This is a genomic window from Paenibacillus sp. J31R122 (assembly GCF_056269185.1).
Map to the genome: position 1 here is coordinate 155,066 of NZ_JBWDNM010000012.1, position 16,047 is coordinate 171,112.

18 protein-coding genes and 1 other annotated feature are annotated in these 16,047 nt (G+C 43.0%); of the genes, 13 read left to right on the forward strand and 5 right to left on the reverse strand.

The window, feature by feature from the left end:
• Positions 1-30 precede the first annotated feature (30 nt).
• Positions 31-897, forward strand: coding sequence for a YitT family protein (locus AC0YN7_RS19980; protein ID WP_475811787.1), 867 nt, complete (start codon positions 31-33; stop codon positions 895-897).
• A 106-nt stretch (positions 898-1,003) separates the two neighbouring features.
• On the opposite strand, the gene AC0YN7_RS19985 is transcribed toward AC0YN7_RS19980, so the two are convergent.
• Genes AC0YN7_RS19985 through AC0YN7_RS19995 form a run of 3 tightly spaced genes read right to left on the reverse strand, consistent with a single transcriptional unit; the run spans position 1,004 to position 3,103 of the window.
• Positions 1,004-1,177, reverse strand: a complete 174-nt coding sequence (locus AC0YN7_RS19985; RefSeq protein ID WP_475811788.1) for a cation:proton antiporter regulatory subunit — start codon at positions 1,175-1,177, stop codon at positions 1,004-1,006.
• Positions 1,158-2,360, reverse strand: a complete 1,203-nt coding sequence (locus AC0YN7_RS19990) for an SLC45 family MFS transporter (protein ID WP_475811789.1) — start codon at positions 2,358-2,360, stop codon at positions 1,158-1,160. Before AC0YN7_RS19990 ends, AC0YN7_RS19985 begins: the two co-directional genes overlap by 20 nt.
• Positions 2,357-3,103 (reverse strand): glycerophosphodiester phosphodiesterase, encoded by a 747-nt coding sequence (locus AC0YN7_RS19995; RefSeq protein WP_475811790.1) that lies wholly within the window; start codon positions 3,101-3,103, stop codon positions 2,357-2,359. Before AC0YN7_RS19995 ends, AC0YN7_RS19990 begins: the two co-directional genes overlap by 4 nt.
• A 203-nt stretch (positions 3,104-3,306) precedes the next feature.
• Here AC0YN7_RS19995 and AC0YN7_RS20000 point away from each other — a divergent pair, with 203 nt between their 5' ends.
• The 6 genes from AC0YN7_RS20000 to AC0YN7_RS20025 all read left to right on the forward strand — a co-directional run bounded on the left by AC0YN7_RS20000 (position 3,307) and on the right by AC0YN7_RS20025 (position 8,899).
• Positions 3,307-3,660, forward strand: a complete 354-nt coding sequence (locus tag AC0YN7_RS20000) for a metal-sensitive transcriptional regulator (RefSeq protein ID WP_475811791.1) — start codon at positions 3,307-3,309, stop codon at positions 3,658-3,660.
• A gap of 19 nt (positions 3,661-3,679) precedes the next feature.
• Entirely contained in the window at positions 3,680-3,880 is a 201-nt protein-coding gene (locus AC0YN7_RS20005; RefSeq protein WP_475811792.1) for a cation transporter, read from the forward strand.
• A gap of 191 nt (positions 3,881-4,071) precedes the next feature.
• On the forward strand, positions 4,072-5,019 hold the full coding sequence (locus AC0YN7_RS20010) for a hypothetical protein (RefSeq protein WP_475811793.1): 948 nt from the start codon (positions 4,072-4,074) through the stop codon (positions 5,017-5,019).
• A 48-nt stretch (positions 5,020-5,067) separates the two neighbouring features.
• Positions 5,068-5,820 carry an SDR family NAD(P)-dependent oxidoreductase gene (locus AC0YN7_RS20015; RefSeq protein ID WP_475811794.1) on the forward strand — a complete coding sequence of 251 codons (753 nt, stop codon included), beginning with the start codon at positions 5,068-5,070 and terminating at the stop codon, positions 5,818-5,820.
• A 96-nt stretch (positions 5,821-5,916) separates the two neighbouring features.
• Positions 5,917-6,142 (forward strand) — a binding site (T-box leader).
• A 126-nt stretch (positions 6,143-6,268) separates the two neighbouring features.
• A complete protein-coding gene (tyrS, locus tag AC0YN7_RS20020; RefSeq protein WP_475811795.1) occupies positions 6,269-7,558 on the forward strand; it encodes a tyrosine--tRNA ligase in 1,290 nt (429 codons plus the stop codon).
• A 459-nt stretch (positions 7,559-8,017) separates the two neighbouring features.
• Positions 8,018-8,899: a DUF421 domain-containing protein gene (locus AC0YN7_RS20025; RefSeq protein WP_475811796.1), complete on the forward strand. Its 882-nt coding sequence runs from the start codon at positions 8,018-8,020 to the stop codon at positions 8,897-8,899.
• A 7-nt stretch (positions 8,900-8,906) separates the two neighbouring features.
• Here the strand turns inward: AC0YN7_RS20025 and AC0YN7_RS20030 are convergent, their stop codons facing one another.
• Both AC0YN7_RS20030 and AC0YN7_RS20035 read right to left on the reverse strand, forming a co-directional pair.
• Entirely contained in the window at positions 8,907-9,239 is a 333-nt protein-coding gene (locus AC0YN7_RS20030) for a winged helix-turn-helix transcriptional regulator (protein WP_475811797.1), read from the reverse strand.
• A gap of 128 nt (positions 9,240-9,367) precedes the next feature.
• Positions 9,368-10,120 (reverse strand): YhcN/YlaJ family sporulation lipoprotein, encoded by a 753-nt coding sequence (locus tag AC0YN7_RS20035; RefSeq protein WP_475811798.1) that lies wholly within the window; start codon positions 10,118-10,120, stop codon positions 9,368-9,370.
• A gap of 367 nt (positions 10,121-10,487) precedes the next feature.
• On the opposite strand from AC0YN7_RS20035, the gene coxB reads away from it, so the two are divergent.
• The 6 genes from coxB (at position 10,488) to AC0YN7_RS20065 (ending at position 15,881) form a co-directional block, all read left to right on the forward strand.
• Entirely contained in the window at positions 10,488-11,540 is a 1,053-nt protein-coding gene (gene coxB / locus AC0YN7_RS20040; RefSeq protein WP_475811862.1) for a cytochrome c oxidase subunit II, read from the forward strand.
• Between the two features lie 74 nt (positions 11,541-11,614).
• On the forward strand, positions 11,615-13,459 hold the full coding sequence (gene ctaD / locus AC0YN7_RS20045) for a cytochrome c oxidase subunit I (RefSeq protein WP_475811863.1): 1,845 nt from the start codon (positions 11,615-11,617) through the stop codon (positions 13,457-13,459).
• Complete coding sequence (locus AC0YN7_RS20050) at positions 13,456-14,073, forward strand: cytochrome (ubi)quinol oxidase subunit III (RefSeq protein ID WP_475811799.1); 618 nt, start codon at positions 13,456-13,458, stop codon at positions 14,071-14,073. Before ctaD ends, AC0YN7_RS20050 begins: the two co-directional genes overlap by 4 nt.
• Before the next feature lie 3 nt (positions 14,074-14,076).
• A complete protein-coding gene (locus tag AC0YN7_RS20055; RefSeq protein WP_475811800.1) occupies positions 14,077-14,394 on the forward strand; it encodes a cytochrome C oxidase subunit IV family protein in 318 nt (105 codons plus the stop codon).
• A 96-nt stretch (positions 14,395-14,490) separates the two neighbouring features.
• Positions 14,491-15,384, forward strand: coding sequence for a cytochrome c oxidase assembly factor CtaG (ctaG, locus tag AC0YN7_RS20060; RefSeq protein ID WP_475811801.1), 894 nt, complete (start codon positions 14,491-14,493; stop codon positions 15,382-15,384).
• Positions 15,385-15,416: 32 nt separating this feature from the next.
• The gene (locus AC0YN7_RS20065; protein WP_475811802.1) at positions 15,417-15,881 is read left to right on the forward strand and encodes a DUF420 domain-containing protein; all 465 of its coding nucleotides are present in this window, start codon (positions 15,417-15,419) and stop codon (positions 15,879-15,881) included.
• The last annotated feature ends 166 nt before the right edge of the window (positions 15,882-16,047 follow it).

Genomic DNA, 16,047 nt, shown 5'->3' on the forward strand with positions numbered 1-16,047 from the left:
TGAAACTCAATAGAATCGGAGGTTGAATTATTGGCAGCGACACACAAAGGGCTATCTTTATTAGAGATATTGAAAAGGCTTTTATTTATTACAATTGGTTCGATCTTGATGGGCGTAGCATTAGAATTGTTTCTCGTTCCAAATGATGTTATCGATGGCGGCATTGCCGGAATATCGATTATGCTGGCGCACCTGACAAATCTTCCGCTTGGTATTTTCTTGTTTCTTGTTAACGTTCCTTTCCTAATTTTAGGCTACAAGCAAATCGGTAAAACGTTTGCCCTTTCGACGTTGTATGGAATAGTGGTTATGTCTGTTACGACTTCATTATTGCATCATGTTGAGGCGTTTACCGAAGAGAAGCTGCTCGCTGTTTTGTTCGGCGGTCTTATATTAGGAGCTGGTGTAGGTCTCGCTATTCGGTTTGGAGGCTCTCTTGATGGTGTGGAAATCGTGTCCATATTGATTTCAAAGAAGTCTCGTATGCCTGTTGGGCAAGTCATTATGATTTTCAATGTTGTTATATTCGTAATTGCGGGCTTTGTATTCGAATGGGATTCTGCGATGTATTCGATGTTTACGTATTATATCGCCATTAAATTGATTGATATCGTTGTGGAAGGTCTCGACGAGTCGAAATCAGTGACCATTATTTCGAGTGAATACGACGAAATTTCCCAGGCAATTATTGATCGTTTAGGTCGAACAACGACATTGCTTCAAGCGCGCGGCGGCTATTCGAAGGATGAAACCGAAGTTATTTACTGTGTGGTGTCGAGGCTGGAGCTGGCGAAGCTCAAGTCGATCGTGCAGTCTATAGACCCTTCAGCATTCATCGCTATTGAGCATGTATCTGACGTAATGGGTGGCGGCTTCAGCAAAGGCAGCATTCATTAGTTTAAATACAAATAGAACGGCTAGAGATAAAGCAGCAGTTAAAATGAAAATGCGTCCACTATATAGTGTGGACGCATTTTTATTTTTGAATGTTGTCCTGTGAAAATTAGCCGTTTAATAAAAGTTCTTTAAGCTGCTTAATCTGTTTTCTTTCACCAGCAATGACAAGTGTCATTTCCGCTGCTACAAGGTCATCCGGACCAGGATTGATTTTTTGTTTATGCTTCTCAACAAAGGCCAGAATGGTAGCTCCACTTCTTTTAATTGATTGCTGATGCATTTTCCGTTGTTAGTGACTTTGAGATCCCTTTATCTTTTACACCAAAGAGGAATAACAAGGCAATCACCATTCCGCCCGCAGCTACGTAAAACAGCACATTATAACCGAATAAATCGATCAGCCCCCCCATTAGCGGCGGTGAAGCGATCGCTGCGAGAGAGGATACCAAATAATAAATTCCTGTCCGAGTACCGATGCTTTGTTCTTTGCCAAGCGCTACGATAAAAGGGTAGGAGTTAATATTAATCATTGCCCAAAAGACCCCTCCGATAAGAAGCATAACACGCAGCGGAATTAAGGCATCTACAAAAGATATAGAAGCAAATATGCTTATAAGTCCAATGACCCCAATCATAATAATAAGCTTTTTGCCGAAGCGCTTTCCTAAGAGGCCGGCGGGTATTGCAGCGACAACAAATGCAAGTGAGAAGAAGGCAAGAGAGAATGAAGACTGACCTTCTGTCAGTTGTAAATGATTTTTGCCATAGAGGGTGAACAAAGCTTCGACGCCTTGATAGGAAAGGAACCAGAAAAAGATGGCGCCTAGCAAGAAAACGGTCGGGATGTTCATTTCTCCTTTAAACGAAATTGAAGTTTTCTGCTCTGCTGGTGTGTAGGAGATTGAATCTCGTTTTTCATTAATTGCATAGATCAGAATAAATAAGCAAATCAGGGTTAAAACAGACGAAACGAAGAAAGGGAGTGATTCATGCTTATCATACAATAACGCGCCCCCTCCAAAAGCAAGAATGGAGCCGATGCCGCCCATAAAATTGATGATGCCATTAGCTTGTGTCCGTTTGCCGTCTTTCGTAATGTCAGGCATGAGCGCGACGGTTGGAGACCGATATAAGCTCATCGACAGGTTCATCAGCATCATGAATAAGACTAGCGTGAGCAATCCGGTATGCCACGGAATGAGTGCCCCGAACAAAGCGGCGAGCGGCATACCGATAATGAGGTAAGGCATTCTTTTGCCAAAACGGGTATTCGTACGGTCACTTCGGTTACCGATCCATGGCTGCAAAAACATCGCAAAGTAGTTGTCGATTGTCATCATGAAGCCTATTAAAGTGATGCTCGTCAAAAACTTCTCTAGGAAAAACGGGACAAATGCATTGTACAGTGCCCATGTGATGCTGATGCTGAAAAAACCAAAGCCGAGCAACCACGTTTTTTTCATTCCGCAGGTGCTCCTCTCTTTTTAAGCACCTCAACCAGTCGATCTGGATAATCAGTAATAATGCCAGCTGCACCGGCGTCGATTAATTTTTCCATTTCAGCCACTTCATTCACTGTAAATGGATGATAGGCGATACCATTTGCGGCAGCTTCCGCTGTCCATTCCGGTGTAACGGCAAATTTGTATGCGTGAAGCGCATCCGCTTGCAGCTGCTTGGCGTAGTCCCATGGACGATAAAGGCCTTCCATATACAAGATGCCAGTTCTAATTTCTGGAGCAAGCTGTTTACATAACACAAGGGAGTAATGGTTAAAGCTAGATATAATAACACGGTCGGTCATCTGATACTCACGTACCATATCGATAACCAGCTGCTCCAAGCCTTGGTAAGGGAAATAGCCATTTTTAAGCTCAATATTTAACTGGAGATCTGTAGGCTGGAGCAGCTCCATCAGCTGCTGTAGTGTCGGGATACGTTCGTTATTAAATTGCGGATCATACCAGCTGCCGGCATCCAGGTTCAAAAGTTCGTCAGAATGAGTATCTTTTATAAGTTGTTTTAGCCCGGTAGTGCGTGATAATGACTCATCATGAATGATAACGATTTTACCATCTTTAGTTAATTGTACATCGGTTTCGATGCCGCTTGCTCCTAGCTCTATAGCTTTTGCGAATGCTGCGATCGTATTTTCTGGACAGTAGCCGCTTGCACCTCGATGTGCGAAATTAATTAGTTGTTTCATGATGATCCATCCTCTCGATTATTGTTAAATTGAGCGATACAAATACCATTCGATCTACACCTGAATACGTGAATCGTAGCACATAAGTTTCCAGATGAATAGTACTTTCACAGTAACAAAATAATGATAATTTGTCTCTTGAATACCCCTTAGGGGTATGTTATTATGTGATTAGCAGCATATACCCCGAGGAGGTATGTTAGATGGAACATTCTGAAACCAATAGCTGTACTTCAAAGCATGGAGAAGCAGCGGATACCTCCTGTGATTTTAACGCATCGCGCAAGAGCCATCATTCCGCTCAGACGAAAGGGAATCTAACTGCACGCCTCAATCGTATTGAAGGACAAATTAGAGGTGTGAAGGCGATGATCGAGAAAGATACGTATTGCGATGATGTGCTGACCCAAATAGCCGCTGCGCAGTCGGCGCTGAATAGCGTTGGAAGACTGCTGCTTGAAGGCCATATGAAAAGCTGTGTTGTTGATCGGATTCAGGCAGGCGAGAGTGAAGTTATTGATGAATTGCTTATTACAGTAAATAAATTAATGAAATAGGCTGAGAGGGGATAGAACAATGGCAATTGCAACTTTGAAGGTAGAGGGTATGACTTGTGGACATTGCGTTAGCTCAGTGGAGAAGGCGCTCGTAAATGCAGGTGCTAGCGGTACCGTAGATTTGGCGACTAAGAAGGTTTCTGTGCAGTATGATGAAACGAAAGTAACGCTCGATACGATTAAGGCAGCGATTGAAGACCAAGGCTACGACGTTGTTTAATAGTATTTTAACTACTGATATTGAATGGAGGCTGAATGAAGCCTCCATTTTTTTTGTGCTTCGACATATCCAGTAGAGGTATGTTGAAGGGCTTGTCATGAGCTTTGGGATTCGATAGAGGTAATTGGGTAACAATTGCTAATAGGGACTTGAATTCGAATGGAAAGAATGAAAGGATGAGTGGAGTACATATGTTAAGGAGTTATAATTGGCAAAAAGTAATGTACAAACGATACGCAACTGCTGCTGTTATAATTGTGCTGTCTGGGATAATAGCAGGCTGCGGAAGCGCTGGCGGCAACAACCATAACCAGCATAATATGAAAAATGATACAAAGGCCGTAAATGGCGCCATTGATGATCATGCAAGCAAGGTGAAAGCAGGAGGAAATGAAAGTGCAGACAAACACGCTGGACATAGCAGTGAGTCGTCAGAGGGCATGCCGGCTGACGACTTGAAGCTGGAGTGGCGTTATTCGCCTGAACGCCCAAAGCCGGGAGAGAAGACAAGGGTCGAGCTGTTTTTATATAATAAATCGGGTAAGCCCATTGAAAATTTCGAAAATAATCATGAGAAGCTGATGCATCTTATTGTTGTTAGAGATGATTTAACCGAGTTTAACCACATTCATCCCGAGTACAGGGGAAAAGGGAAGTTTGAAGTGGAAACGGAGTTTGCTACAGGCGGAACTTACAAGCTATTCGCTGACTTCATTCCTAAAGGCGCTGCCCAGACAACGGTAACGTCACGAGTGAAGGTTGCTGGAGAGAAGCGTGCTGAGCAGCCATTGTCTAAGGATTCTTCATTGAAGAAAGTAGAGAACGAAATAGAAGCATCGCTTTCCATTTCATCGTTAAAGGCAGGTGCGGAGGCTGCACTGACGTTCTCTTTCAAAGATGCGAAAACGACGGAGCCGATTACAGATCTACAGCCGTATTTGGGTGCGATTGGCCATGTCGTTATTTTAAACGAGGATTTGAATCGTTATTTGCATGTGCATCCGGCGGATAATAATGGGAGCGGGCCAACAGCTGATTTCTCAACGACCTTCCCGGATCCGGGACTCTACAAAATATGGGGCCAATTTCAGCGAAAAGATGAAACCTTTATTATTGACTATACGGTTTCCGTTGATTAATGCACATGAGTGAGAAGGACAGCTTCGGCTAACGAAGGAGGAACACGAGTGGAATTAAACCATAACGATAAAATCGTTCTTATAACAGGCGCCGGTGCAGGAATAGGCCGCGCGCTTGCTATAGCTTATGCGGAGCGTGGCGCGCTTCCCGTAATTGTCGACAAAAACGAGGATGGATTGGAGGTAACGGCCGAACTTTTGCAAGATCAAGGGTATGACTCATTATCGTTTGTGACGGATATGAGCAAGCCAGAAGATATTGTGCAGCTGCTGCAGGATGTTGAAATCATGTTGGGCCGACTGGACATTGTAATAAACAATGCAGGGTTTGGAGTTTGGAAGTCTCCATATGAACTGTCGATTGAGGAATGGGACGATGTTGTGAATACGAATTTGCGAGGTACCTTTGTATGCTCTCGGGAGGCTGCGAAGATTATGAAGACAAGCGGCGGAGGGGCGATTGTAAATATTTCCTCAACGCGCGCGATAATGTCAGAGCCAAACTCAGAAGCTTATGCGGCCTCCAAAGGTGGAATTTTATCACTTACACATGCGATGGCTGTTTCCTTGGGAGAGGATCGTATAACGGTTAATGCCATTTGCCCAGGTTGGATAGAAAATGGGGATTATGGCAAGCTGCGTCCAGTGGATCATGAACAGCATCCATCTAAGCGAGTCGGCAGACCAGAGGATATTGCTCGTGCTTGTTTATACTTGACTGCCCCAGGAAACGAGTTTGTTACAGGCACTCACATCACAATTGATGGTGGAATGACGAGGAAGATGATCTATGAGGAATAATTTGGTTAGCGAGTAACGCTGTCTAGGTAATATTCACGGGTTGACATAGAGTCTTTATTTGTTATAAAGTGTATCCAATGAAACCAATGAACTGAATACAAAGCAATGAAGGGAATTAGTAGCGTTCATCTCGAGATTCCAGAGAGTCGGCGGTTGGTGCAAGCCGGTACAGAATGAGCGTGAATTACATCCTGGAGCATCTTTATCCGAAACTGCGCGAATGCAGAAGGGTGAGACGGGTGTCGGCCGTTATCCGATTCGAGCGGAAAATACTTACGCGGTATTTTCAATTAGGGTGGTACCACGATGACTCGTCCCTGTCTATGACAGGGGCGGGTCTTTTTTTGATATATAAGCATTTTATGTTTTCATTTATAAATATGCTTATATATCTCCGAGGCAGCCGTTTACGCTTGTGTTAAAAATCCAAATGACGGAGGTAATTAGAATGGGGCAAGATATCGCAATAAAAAATGCTAATGAGTTTCTAGAGGATTTGGAATACCGCGGGCTTATTTATCAAATGACGGATCGTGAAGGCTTGCTGAAAAAGCTGCAAAACGATCGTGTCGTTCTATATAGCGGCTTCGATCCAACGGCTGACAGTCTTCATATCGGTCATCTACTGCCGATTCTTTGCTTGAGCCGCTTCCAAAAGGCTGGCCATATACCGCTTGCGCTTGTTGGCGGTGGGACAGGATTAATCGGCGATCCGAGCGGTCGCTCAACAGAACGTTCACTCAACACAGCTGATACGGTAGGGGAATGGACGAACAGCTTAGGGCGTCAGTTATCCAAGTTTCTTGATTTTGATGCAAGTAATAATGCTGCCAAGCTAGTAAGCAATTATGATTGGCTCGGGTCTATAGATGTCATAACATTTCTCCGAGACGTTGGAAAGTATTTCACAGTTAATTACATGCTGGCAAAGGATTCGGTCGATTCACGTCTAGCTAATGGCATCTCCTTCACCGAATTCAGCTACATGATTTTGCAAGCATACGATTTTTACATGCTGCAGCAAAAGCATGGCTGTGCTTTGCAGGTTGGAGGAAGCGACCAATGGGGCAACATTATCGCAGGGCTTGATCTAATCGGAAAATTGGGAGGAGACGAAGCTTTCGGCCTGACAATGCCTCTCGTGACGAAGAGTGACGGCAAGAAGTTTGGCAAATCAGAATCAGGCGCAGTATGGCTGGATCGCAGTAAAACCTCTGTGTACCAGTTCTATCAGTTCTGGATCAACACTTTCGATAACGATGTGATCAAGTTCTTGAAATATTTCACTTTCTTAACTCGCGCCGAAATTGAAGCGTTAGAGATTGAGCTTGAGCAGCATCCAGAGAAACGTGCGGCTCAGCGGGAATTAGCTCGCGAAGTGACACGTTTAGTCCATGGCGAAGAGGCTGTCATCAGTGCTGAGAAGATTACACATGCTTTATTCTCGGGCGATGTGACAAGTTTGAGTGAAGAAGAGCTTGTGGAAGCATTAATGGATATGCCGACTACAGAGCTTGCTGATCAAGAATCAAGCCATATTATGGATTTGCTTATTGAAGTAGGAGCGGTTCCATCTAAAAGACAAGCGAAGCAGGATATTGAAAGCGGAGCGGTATATGTCAATGGTGTGAGACGTACAGAAACGGATGCGATAATTACGAAGGAAGAAAGACTTCATGGTAAATATATTGTGCTGCGCCGAGGAAAGAAAAACTATTTCCTGGCACGTTTCTCTTAAGTCAATTATCGAATAAATTGGATAGGGCTGTCCCTCGAGCAATGGTATTGCTCATGGGACAGCCCTTGTTTGTATCTTATATTTAACCGAACCTCTTCGAAATGAAAGGTCGTATGGAATCCCCTTGTTAACAACAAACTGCATGTGTACTAAGTTGTCTATTACCTCGCATCCTAAAACAACGAAAGCCCTACCTCTCTCTCGTCCTTGCGGCTCCGATGACCGCGCCAGTGTGAATCAGAAATACAGCACGAAACATGATTGGGAATTAACAGCAAAGAAATCAAAATCTGAGGAAAACATTGAATCTTACTGGGGATTTGCAGGGGTTAAATATAATACATTATTTCTATAATACTATAATTGAAATGAGAATGCAACATCTTATTTTTCTCTTTTTTGATAAACCGAATGACTTTGGATAATCTGGACATTATAGGGAGGTAAAGGGGGAGCAAAATGCCGGATTGGTTAGAAATTGTTCTACGAACGATATTAGCGATTGTTGTTTTATTTGGTTTCACAAAAATTTTAGGTAAGCGCCAAATCTCTCAGTTATCTCTGTTTGAGTACATAACAGGAATTTCAATCGGCAATATAGCCGCTTATGTGTCACTCGATCTTGATAATTTATGGTTTTTGGGCATAGTATCGATGTCAGTGTGGGTAGCCATGTCAATTGGATTGGAATTTTTAACGATGAAAAGCAAAGCTGCTAGAGATTTTGTAGACGGTAAAGGAACCGTTTTAATTAAAGACGGGCAATTGCTTAAGCATGAATTGCACAAAGAACGTCTGACACTGGATGAATTGCTCGGGCAGCTTCGGATGAAGGATGTGTACCGTGTAGCGGATGTGGAGTTTGCGGTTATGGAGGCAACAGGTGAAATTAACGTGTTGCTTAAGAAGGAATATCAACCTCTCACATCAGATTTGATGGGCTGGAGAGTCGGCAAAGAGCATGAGGCTCAGACCATCATTATGGATGGTGTAATTCTGAATGACGCATTGGAAAACGCAGGTTTTAATAGGGAATGGCTAGATCATGAAATCAAACGAAAAAAATTGGAACAGAAAGATATATTTCTCGCTCAAATCGATAGTAATGGTAAATTGTCGATCCAGACGGGTGAAGAAAGCAAGCAGGAGAAAAATGACCAGACGAAGCCGAAGGAGCGAGTCGGCTATTTAATGGAGCAGTATGAAGCGGAGCTGCGCCGTCTTGAGCAGCAATCTCGAAATGAGAGTGACCGGCGCATCTATCAGAATGCGTTGGACAGATTCCAAGCAAGCTTCCATTCCATGCCGGATCAACTGTCAAAAGAGCTGCCAAGACATTAGCTCAAAGCTATGTCCATCTAGCCGACCATAGCTTCATTTCTTTCAAGATATGATGAAGATCCTCGCCCTTAGGCGTTAGTGTATATTCAACGGTTACTGGTACGGTGGGAAATACTTTGCGTTCAAGCACGCCCTTATCCTCAAGATGACGGAGCGTGCTTGTTAGCGCGCGAGGACTTACCGCCGGTATAAGCTTATGTAATTCTCCGAATCTTTTCGTACCGCAGAACAGCTCTCTCAGTACGAGAAATGCCCATTTGCCACCAATGACATCTAATGTTTTTTCAATATTGCATGCGATAACTTCTGGTTCTTTCGGAACATAATTAGTAGAACTCAATGATTACTACCCCTCTCAGCTGATTGTTGCAATAAGTATAGTATAAAGACTTGGCATTATAAAATGAAATAAATTTTCTTGGGATAAACGAAAGAGCTCCTCACATAGAAGAGCCCATTTTTATTTTTCTATTTAATAGGAAACGATTCGTTTTTCGAGCCGTTAGAAGCATCAATTGGGCGATTTGTTTTAAGCTGGCTTGAGGGTACGGGCATCACTTTTCCACCTGCAAAATGGTATTGAACAACGGTGTTAAAATCATCGATCCAAGGCATTAAAGAGCGACCGCCCCATGCTTCCTTAGCAAATTCATTAAAGTAATTAACCAGTTCCTTATTAGCCGAGATGTGTACTTCCTGAACATTTGGAGCGAGCTTGCGTACTTTAAGCGCGACTGTATTTTTCAATTCATCGGAGAGATTATTGATATCATTGACTGAGAAATAGGATTGAGAGGGCCAGGCAAGCATGCCGTCTTCCCGATAAGGGTTCCCGGTATCACTATTTTTAAGACCCTTTGTAGAGGGGGTGTTATTTTGCTCTTCTGTACCACCCGAATTACGAGTACCGACCGCCGTCCAATCCAGCATAATTCCAACATAAGCATTTTTATCGGTTAGCATGACATTAGCGGAAGCTATGCCGTTAATATTCGACACTTTCTGAGATATGTTGGAGCTGTATTCAAAAAAAGTGTTATGATGCTGGTTCGGATTTGTCGACAAGGAACCAAACGTTTTGCCGTGGATCATCTTTGGATCATTCGCTTTGCGGCTTCCGTAATCGGTGTCGCTTTTCTGGACGAGCTCCTGATAATTACAACCAGCTGCGGCTGTTAATACAGCGGCAGACAGCAACAGCGCAGCCATTCGTTTAATCATAAAGAACGGACCCCCATTCAGTTAATAATAACTTTAGGGTTTGTCAGATCGAAATAATTATACGTTTTATGCATCATACATAATTGACCATGGGTTTGGTGCACAATGTAGGATAGAGATGGAGCCGTTTGGATAGGCTTCTCATTACTGCGGTAAAAGCTAAAAATCCTTGTAGTGATGCGATTTTTGACAGCTTTGAGAACAATTTGTGAACTCTCTGTGGAACATTGACAAAAAGGGGCTTCAACTTTATATTTAATAAAGTGATTTAAGTTGCAGGGTTTTAATAACATCTGTGATATACGCAGTTGGCCGCTTGCCACGTGAAATCAGGCAGCTGTGAAAAAGTCAAAAGTGGGGTTGATTAATAATGAAACGGTGGCAATTTGTAGAACGGCTTGCGCCGCTAATGGCCATGATGGTATTGGTGCTATCTGCTTGCGGACGGGAAGATTTATCTACGCTTAATCCTCAGGGACCTGTAGCGGAAGAACAATTCGGACTGATGAAGCTGGCGATAATTCTCATGTCGATCGTGATTATTGTCGTATTTGCGATTTCTTTGTTTGTAATTATTCGTTTCCGCAGACGCAAGGGAGACAAGACGATTCCAAAGCAAGTTGAAGGAAACCATAAGCTTGAGATTATTTGGACAGTTATTCCAATTATCATGCTAATTATTCTTGGTGTTCCTACGGTACAATCTGTATTTAATTTGGCTAAAGATTACAGTAAGGATCCAGACGCTGTACAAGTTATCGTAACTTCACATCAATACTGGTGGGAGTTTGAATACCCGCAATATGGAATTAAGACGTCTCAGGAACTTATTATTCCGAAAGGAAAAACAATCGCGATTGAAGCGAAGTCAGCAGACGTGCTTCACTCGTTCTGGGTTCCATCACTTGCAGGTAAAATCGATACAAACCCTAACTCTAACGTAAATAAGATGCACTTCTCAGCACCAAAAGAAGGCGTTTACCAAGGTAAATGCGCCGAGTTATGTGGAGATTCTCACGGTTTAATGGACTTTAAAGTTAAATCGGTAGATCAATCTTCATTTGATCGCTGGGTTGCGGCTATACAAGAGCCGGTAGCTCTACCAAGTGATCCCGCTATTGCAGCGGCATTTGAGAGCAAATGTCTAACTTGTCATGCTGTCGGCGATATGGGTGGACCAGCATTCCCTAACTTGACAGGTATCGGCAGTCGTCAATCTGTCGGAGGTATACTTATCAACACCGATGATCCGAAATATTCAAACGAGGGTTCTACTTATGAGAATTTAAAACGTTGGATCGAAGATCCGGAGAAAGTAAAACCGGGTAACCAAATGACTGGCGCATATAATTTAACTGAACAAGAACTCGATGGTATTGCAAAATATTTATCGGAATTGAAACTTGACTACGAACAATAATTTATCGGTGATTGAAGGAGGTACCTACTTTGGCGCATGCGCATACGCATAAGGTCAAACGTTACAGCGGCATTATGGACTGGCTGACAACGGTTGACCATAAGAAAATCGGAATTTTGTATTTGATAACAGGAGGATTTTTCTTCCTAGTCGGCGGTTTAGAAGCGCTTTTAATTCGGATTCAGCTGTGGAAACCGTTGAATGAATTTGTAAGTGCAGGTACATTCAATGAGCTGCTTACGATGCACGGAACAACAATGATATTCCTAGCAGCAATGCCTATGATATTTGCTTTAATGAATGCAGTCATTCCGCTCCAAATCGGAGCACGTGACGTAGCTTTCCCTTTCCTTAACGCTCTTGGGTTCTGGACCTTCTTATTCGGCGGAGTATTGCTGAATGTCAGCTGGTTCGCCGGTGGCGCGCCTGATGCGGGTTGGACGGCATATGCTCCGCTTGCCGGAACAACCTACAATGGTGATCACGGTATTGACTATTATGTAATCGGCTTGCAGATTGCGGGTATTGGTACGTTAATCGGAGGAATTAACTTCCTTGTAACCATTATTAATATGCGTGCACCAGGCATGACATTCATGCGTATGCCGATGTTTACATGGGCTTCATTCACTACGTCGGCGCTTATCTTGTTCGCTTTCCCGGCGCTTACGGTTGGACTAGTCGCGCTTATGTTTGATCGACTGTTTGACGCTAACTTCTTTGATCCTTCAGGTGGCGGTAACGCAGTACTGTGGGAGCATATTTTCTGGATATTTGGGCATCCTGAGGTTTATATCCTCATCTTGCCGGCCTTCGGTATTATATCTGAGGTTGTTAGTACATTTTCACGTAAGCGGTTATTCGGTTACAGCTCGATGGTATTCGCTACAATCCTAATCGGCTTCTTGGGCTTCATGGTTTGGGCGCATCATATGTTTACGACAGGTCTTGGACCGATTGCGAACGCGCTGTTCTCGATAGCAACGATGCTTATTGCAATACCAACAGGTATTAAAATTTTCAACTGGTTGTTTACGATGTGGGGCGGTTCAATTAAATTTACGTCAGCAAATTTATTTGCTGTCGGATTTATACCGACCTTCGTTATGGGTGGAGTTACCGGCGTAATGCTAGCAGCAGCACCTGCTGACTTCCAGTATCACGATTCGTATTTCGTAGTCGCGCATTTCCACTACGTTATCGTCGGTGGTTTGATTCTTGGTATTTTCTCAGGTCTTCACTACTGGTGGCCAAAAATGTTCGGAAGAGTACTTAACGAAACACTCGGTAAGTTAACGTTCTGGACATTCTTCATAGGCTTCCATATGACATTCTTCATTCAGCATTTCCTTGGTTTGCTCGGTATGCCGCGTCGTATTTGGACGTATCTCGACGGACTAGGATTTAATGAAATGAACATGATTAGTACGGTAGGCGCGTTCCTTATGGGACTTGGCACCATTTTCTTCTTGCTGAACGTTACAGTAACGGCATTCAAGCCGAAAAATGCGCCAGCAGATCCTTGGGAAGATGGTCGTACGCTGGAGTGGACGATTCCGTCCCCGCCTCCTGAGTATAACTTCATCCAAACACCGCTTGTTCGCGGTTATGATGCTTATTGGAAAGAAAAGATGGATGGTCATAGTGAAATGACACCTGCTGAACCGCTTGGTCCAATTCATATGCCATCAGCTTCTATCTTGCCATTCCTTATGTCCTTAGGTTTATTCATTGCAGGCTTCGGCTTCATGTATGCACCGGACTGGGGTAAATTAGGTTCACTTAATGCGGGTTATGTACTTGGCGGGATTGGCTTGCTAATTACATTCGGTTGTATGATCACTCGTTCTGTGAAGCCTGATCATGGTTTCCATATTGAAGTAGAAGAGCTTCTGCATGATAAGGGGGGGAAAGCATGAGTGCGCATTCGCATGTAGAAGGGCAATTGCCTCATGAGCCCGAGAAGGCGACCCTCGAGGGACGCAATAAGATACTAGGGTTTTGGTTATTCCTAGGCGGGGAAACCGTATTGTTCGGTACACTATTCGCCGTATTTTTAGCCCTTCGCGACCAGGTGCTTGGTGGTCCGACTGCTAATGAGTTGTTCCAGCTGCCGCTGGTAGCAGCAGCAACAGCTATATTGTTAACATCAAGCTTGACGAGCGTGTTCGCTATTCATGCTCTTCACACTCACAGAGTGAAAGCTTTAATTAATTGGCTAATTGTTACAGTCGTACTTGGACTAGGATTTCTTGGTCTTGAAATTTATGAGTTTTACCACTATGTGCATGAAGGCCACGGTTTTACAACGAGCGCATTCAGCTCGTCGTTCTACACGCTTGTCGGCTTCCATGGTGCCCACGTTGCCCTAGGTATCGTGTGGATCTCGTTAATTATCGGCCAGTTGATGAAAAACGGCTTGAACACCACTACTGCACCAAAAGTGTATGTAGCTGGTATGTACTGGCACTTTATCGACGTAGTCTGGGTATTCATTTTTACCGTCGTTTATTTGATGGGGAAGGTGGGCTAATCAATGGCGAACAATCATTCTGCCACAGAGGAAAGCACCAAGCGTCATAAGGTTGAAGGACCTAAGAAACATGTAATTTCTTACTTGTTCTCTATCTTGCTCACGTTAATTGCATTTGCAACCGTAATGAGTGGAGAACTAAACAAAGACTTCATTTACATCGTTTTAGTTGGAACAGCGCTGCTACAGGTATTCGTACAGATGGCTTTCTGGATGCATATGAAGGATCGCGGTCATATCTTCCCGATTATTGGGATTCTATTCGGAGTCTTTATCGTTTTCACATGTGTCATCATGGCCGAATATTGGGCTTGGTGGTAATTCCATCGTTTTAAAATAGAAAAGAGGAGGGTCCCAAGGTTGGGTCCCTCCTCTTTTGTAAAAATGAGCTTATTGCAAGTGAAAGGAGATCCGACAATGCTTGGCTTACAATATTTCGGATTTGAAGAAATGTGGACCCCGATGTTCTTATTCGCAACTGCTGCGATTATTATTCTATATTTCTATTTGATAGGTCCATGGCGGGAGAAGCATGCTCCACATGCACCTGCTGCAACATGGCTGCAAAAAACTATGTTTGTGTCCGGAGCTTTTTTGTTTTACTTTGTTCAGGGCGGCCCATCAAATTTATTAGGACATATGATGTTTACCTTTCATATGATCAATATGTCAGTCTCTTATTTAATTGTCCCGCCGCTCATTTTGCTTGGTATCCCTGAGTTTTTATGGCGGAAAATGTTTTCTGCAAGCTTTTGGAAGAAGCTAAGACTATTTATGAATCCTATTGTTTCTTTAGTACTGTTTAATATGTTATTTTCCATCTACCATATACCTATGGTTCATGATTATGTAATGACACATTTTACGATGCACCGTATTTATTACACTATTTTATTGCTAACCTCCTTTTTGATGTGGTGGCAAATTGCAACTCCTGTCAAAGGATGGAGTCGTCTAACTGATCTTAAGAAAATGGGGTATGTGTTCGCAAATGGTATGTTGCTTACGCCTGCGTGTGCCTTAATTATATTTTCCGACTCTTCCTTGTACGCGATTTACAGTGATCCTAACGTTTGGGCAACAGCGATGGGTTATTGTATACCAGGGGATACGAGCTGGTTGTTACAAGAATTTAGCGGTCCGCAATTTTTTAATATGATGGACGTTGTTGAGGATCAGCAGCTAGGCGGTATCGTGATGAAGCTTGTTCAGGAGCTTATGTATGGTATTATACTCGCTTACATTTTCAAAATATGGTTTAAGCGTGAGCATACGGAAGATGAGCTGCCGAATACCGGAACGGCTAAGTAATAATAATTTCTTTTACAATAGGTGGGGAAAACTTGAATAGTTATAATATTATGCCGACAATAAGTACATTCTTTATCGTGTTAAGCGCAGTTCTAGTAGCTATTGGTTGGAGACTGGCCATTAAGCGTCAACTTGAGCAGCATAAAAAGGTCATGTTTTTTGCTGCAGTAGCTGCGATTATCTTTTTTATCGTTTACGTTTCTAGATCCATCTTCGTGGGCAATACAGTATGGGGCGGGCCGGATAGCTTAAAACCATATTATATTACTTTCTTACTGTTCCATATCGTGCTTGCTACAGTAGCTGCTGTATTTGGAATTACGACGCTAACGCTTGGATACCGTAAGAAGTATACTAAGCACCGTAAGTGGGGCAGGGTAACATCAATTATTTGGTTTATTACAGCAATAACGGGTACTTTCGTGTATGTATTGCTTTATCTAATGTATCCGGGTGGTCATACTGAGCCTCCGATAAACGCTATTTTTGGACTATGATATCGTGTTTGAATTAAGAACTAGGAATGAATTAAAAGCCGTAAGCTAGGAAAGAGTATCTCTTTCAAGCTTACGGTTATTTTTTATTTATGGTAAGTGTTGACAATGGATCAGGGTGTGGTTATACTGTGTATAAGGATATACACAGTATAACCACAAAACGAAA

Coding starts and splice junctions, on each gene's coding strand:
- AC0YN7_RS20025 (WP_475811796.1), top strand. CDS start 8,018: ATGCCGGATTGGTTAGAAATTGTTCTACGAACGATATTAGCGATTGTT.
- tyrS (WP_475811795.1), top strand. CDS start 6,269: ATGGGGCAAGATATCGCAATAAAAAATGCTAATGAGTTTCTAGAGGAT.
- AC0YN7_RS19995 (WP_475811790.1), bottom strand. CDS start 3,103: ATGAAACAACTAATTAATTTCGCACATCGAGGTGCAAGCGGCTACTGT.
- AC0YN7_RS20005 (WP_475811792.1), top strand. CDS start 3,680: ATGGCAATTGCAACTTTGAAGGTAGAGGGTATGACTTGTGGACATTGC.
- AC0YN7_RS20035 (WP_475811798.1), bottom strand. CDS start 10,120: ATGATTAAACGAATGGCTGCGCTGTTGCTGTCTGCCGCTGTATTAACA.
- ctaG (WP_475811801.1), top strand. CDS start 14,491: ATGCTTGGCTTACAATATTTCGGATTTGAAGAAATGTGGACCCCGATG.
- AC0YN7_RS20010 (WP_475811793.1), top strand. CDS start 4,072: ATGTTAAGGAGTTATAATTGGCAAAAAGTAATGTACAAACGATACGCA.
- ctaD (WP_475811863.1), top strand. CDS start 11,615: ATGGACTGGCTGACAACGGTTGACCATAAGAAAATCGGAATTTTGTAT.
- AC0YN7_RS19985 (WP_475811788.1), bottom strand. CDS start 1,177: ATGCATCAGCAATCAATTAAAAGAAGTGGAGCTACCATTCTGGCCTTT.
- AC0YN7_RS19990 (WP_475811789.1), bottom strand. CDS start 2,360: ATGAAAAAAACGTGGTTGCTCGGCTTTGGTTTTTTCAGCATCAGCATC.
- AC0YN7_RS20050 (WP_475811799.1), top strand. CDS start 13,456: ATGAGTGCGCATTCGCATGTAGAAGGGCAATTGCCTCATGAGCCCGAG.
- AC0YN7_RS20000 (WP_475811791.1), top strand. CDS start 3,307: ATGGAACATTCTGAAACCAATAGCTGTACTTCAAAGCATGGAGAAGCA.
- AC0YN7_RS20055 (WP_475811800.1), top strand. CDS start 14,077: ATGGCGAACAATCATTCTGCCACAGAGGAAAGCACCAAGCGTCATAAG.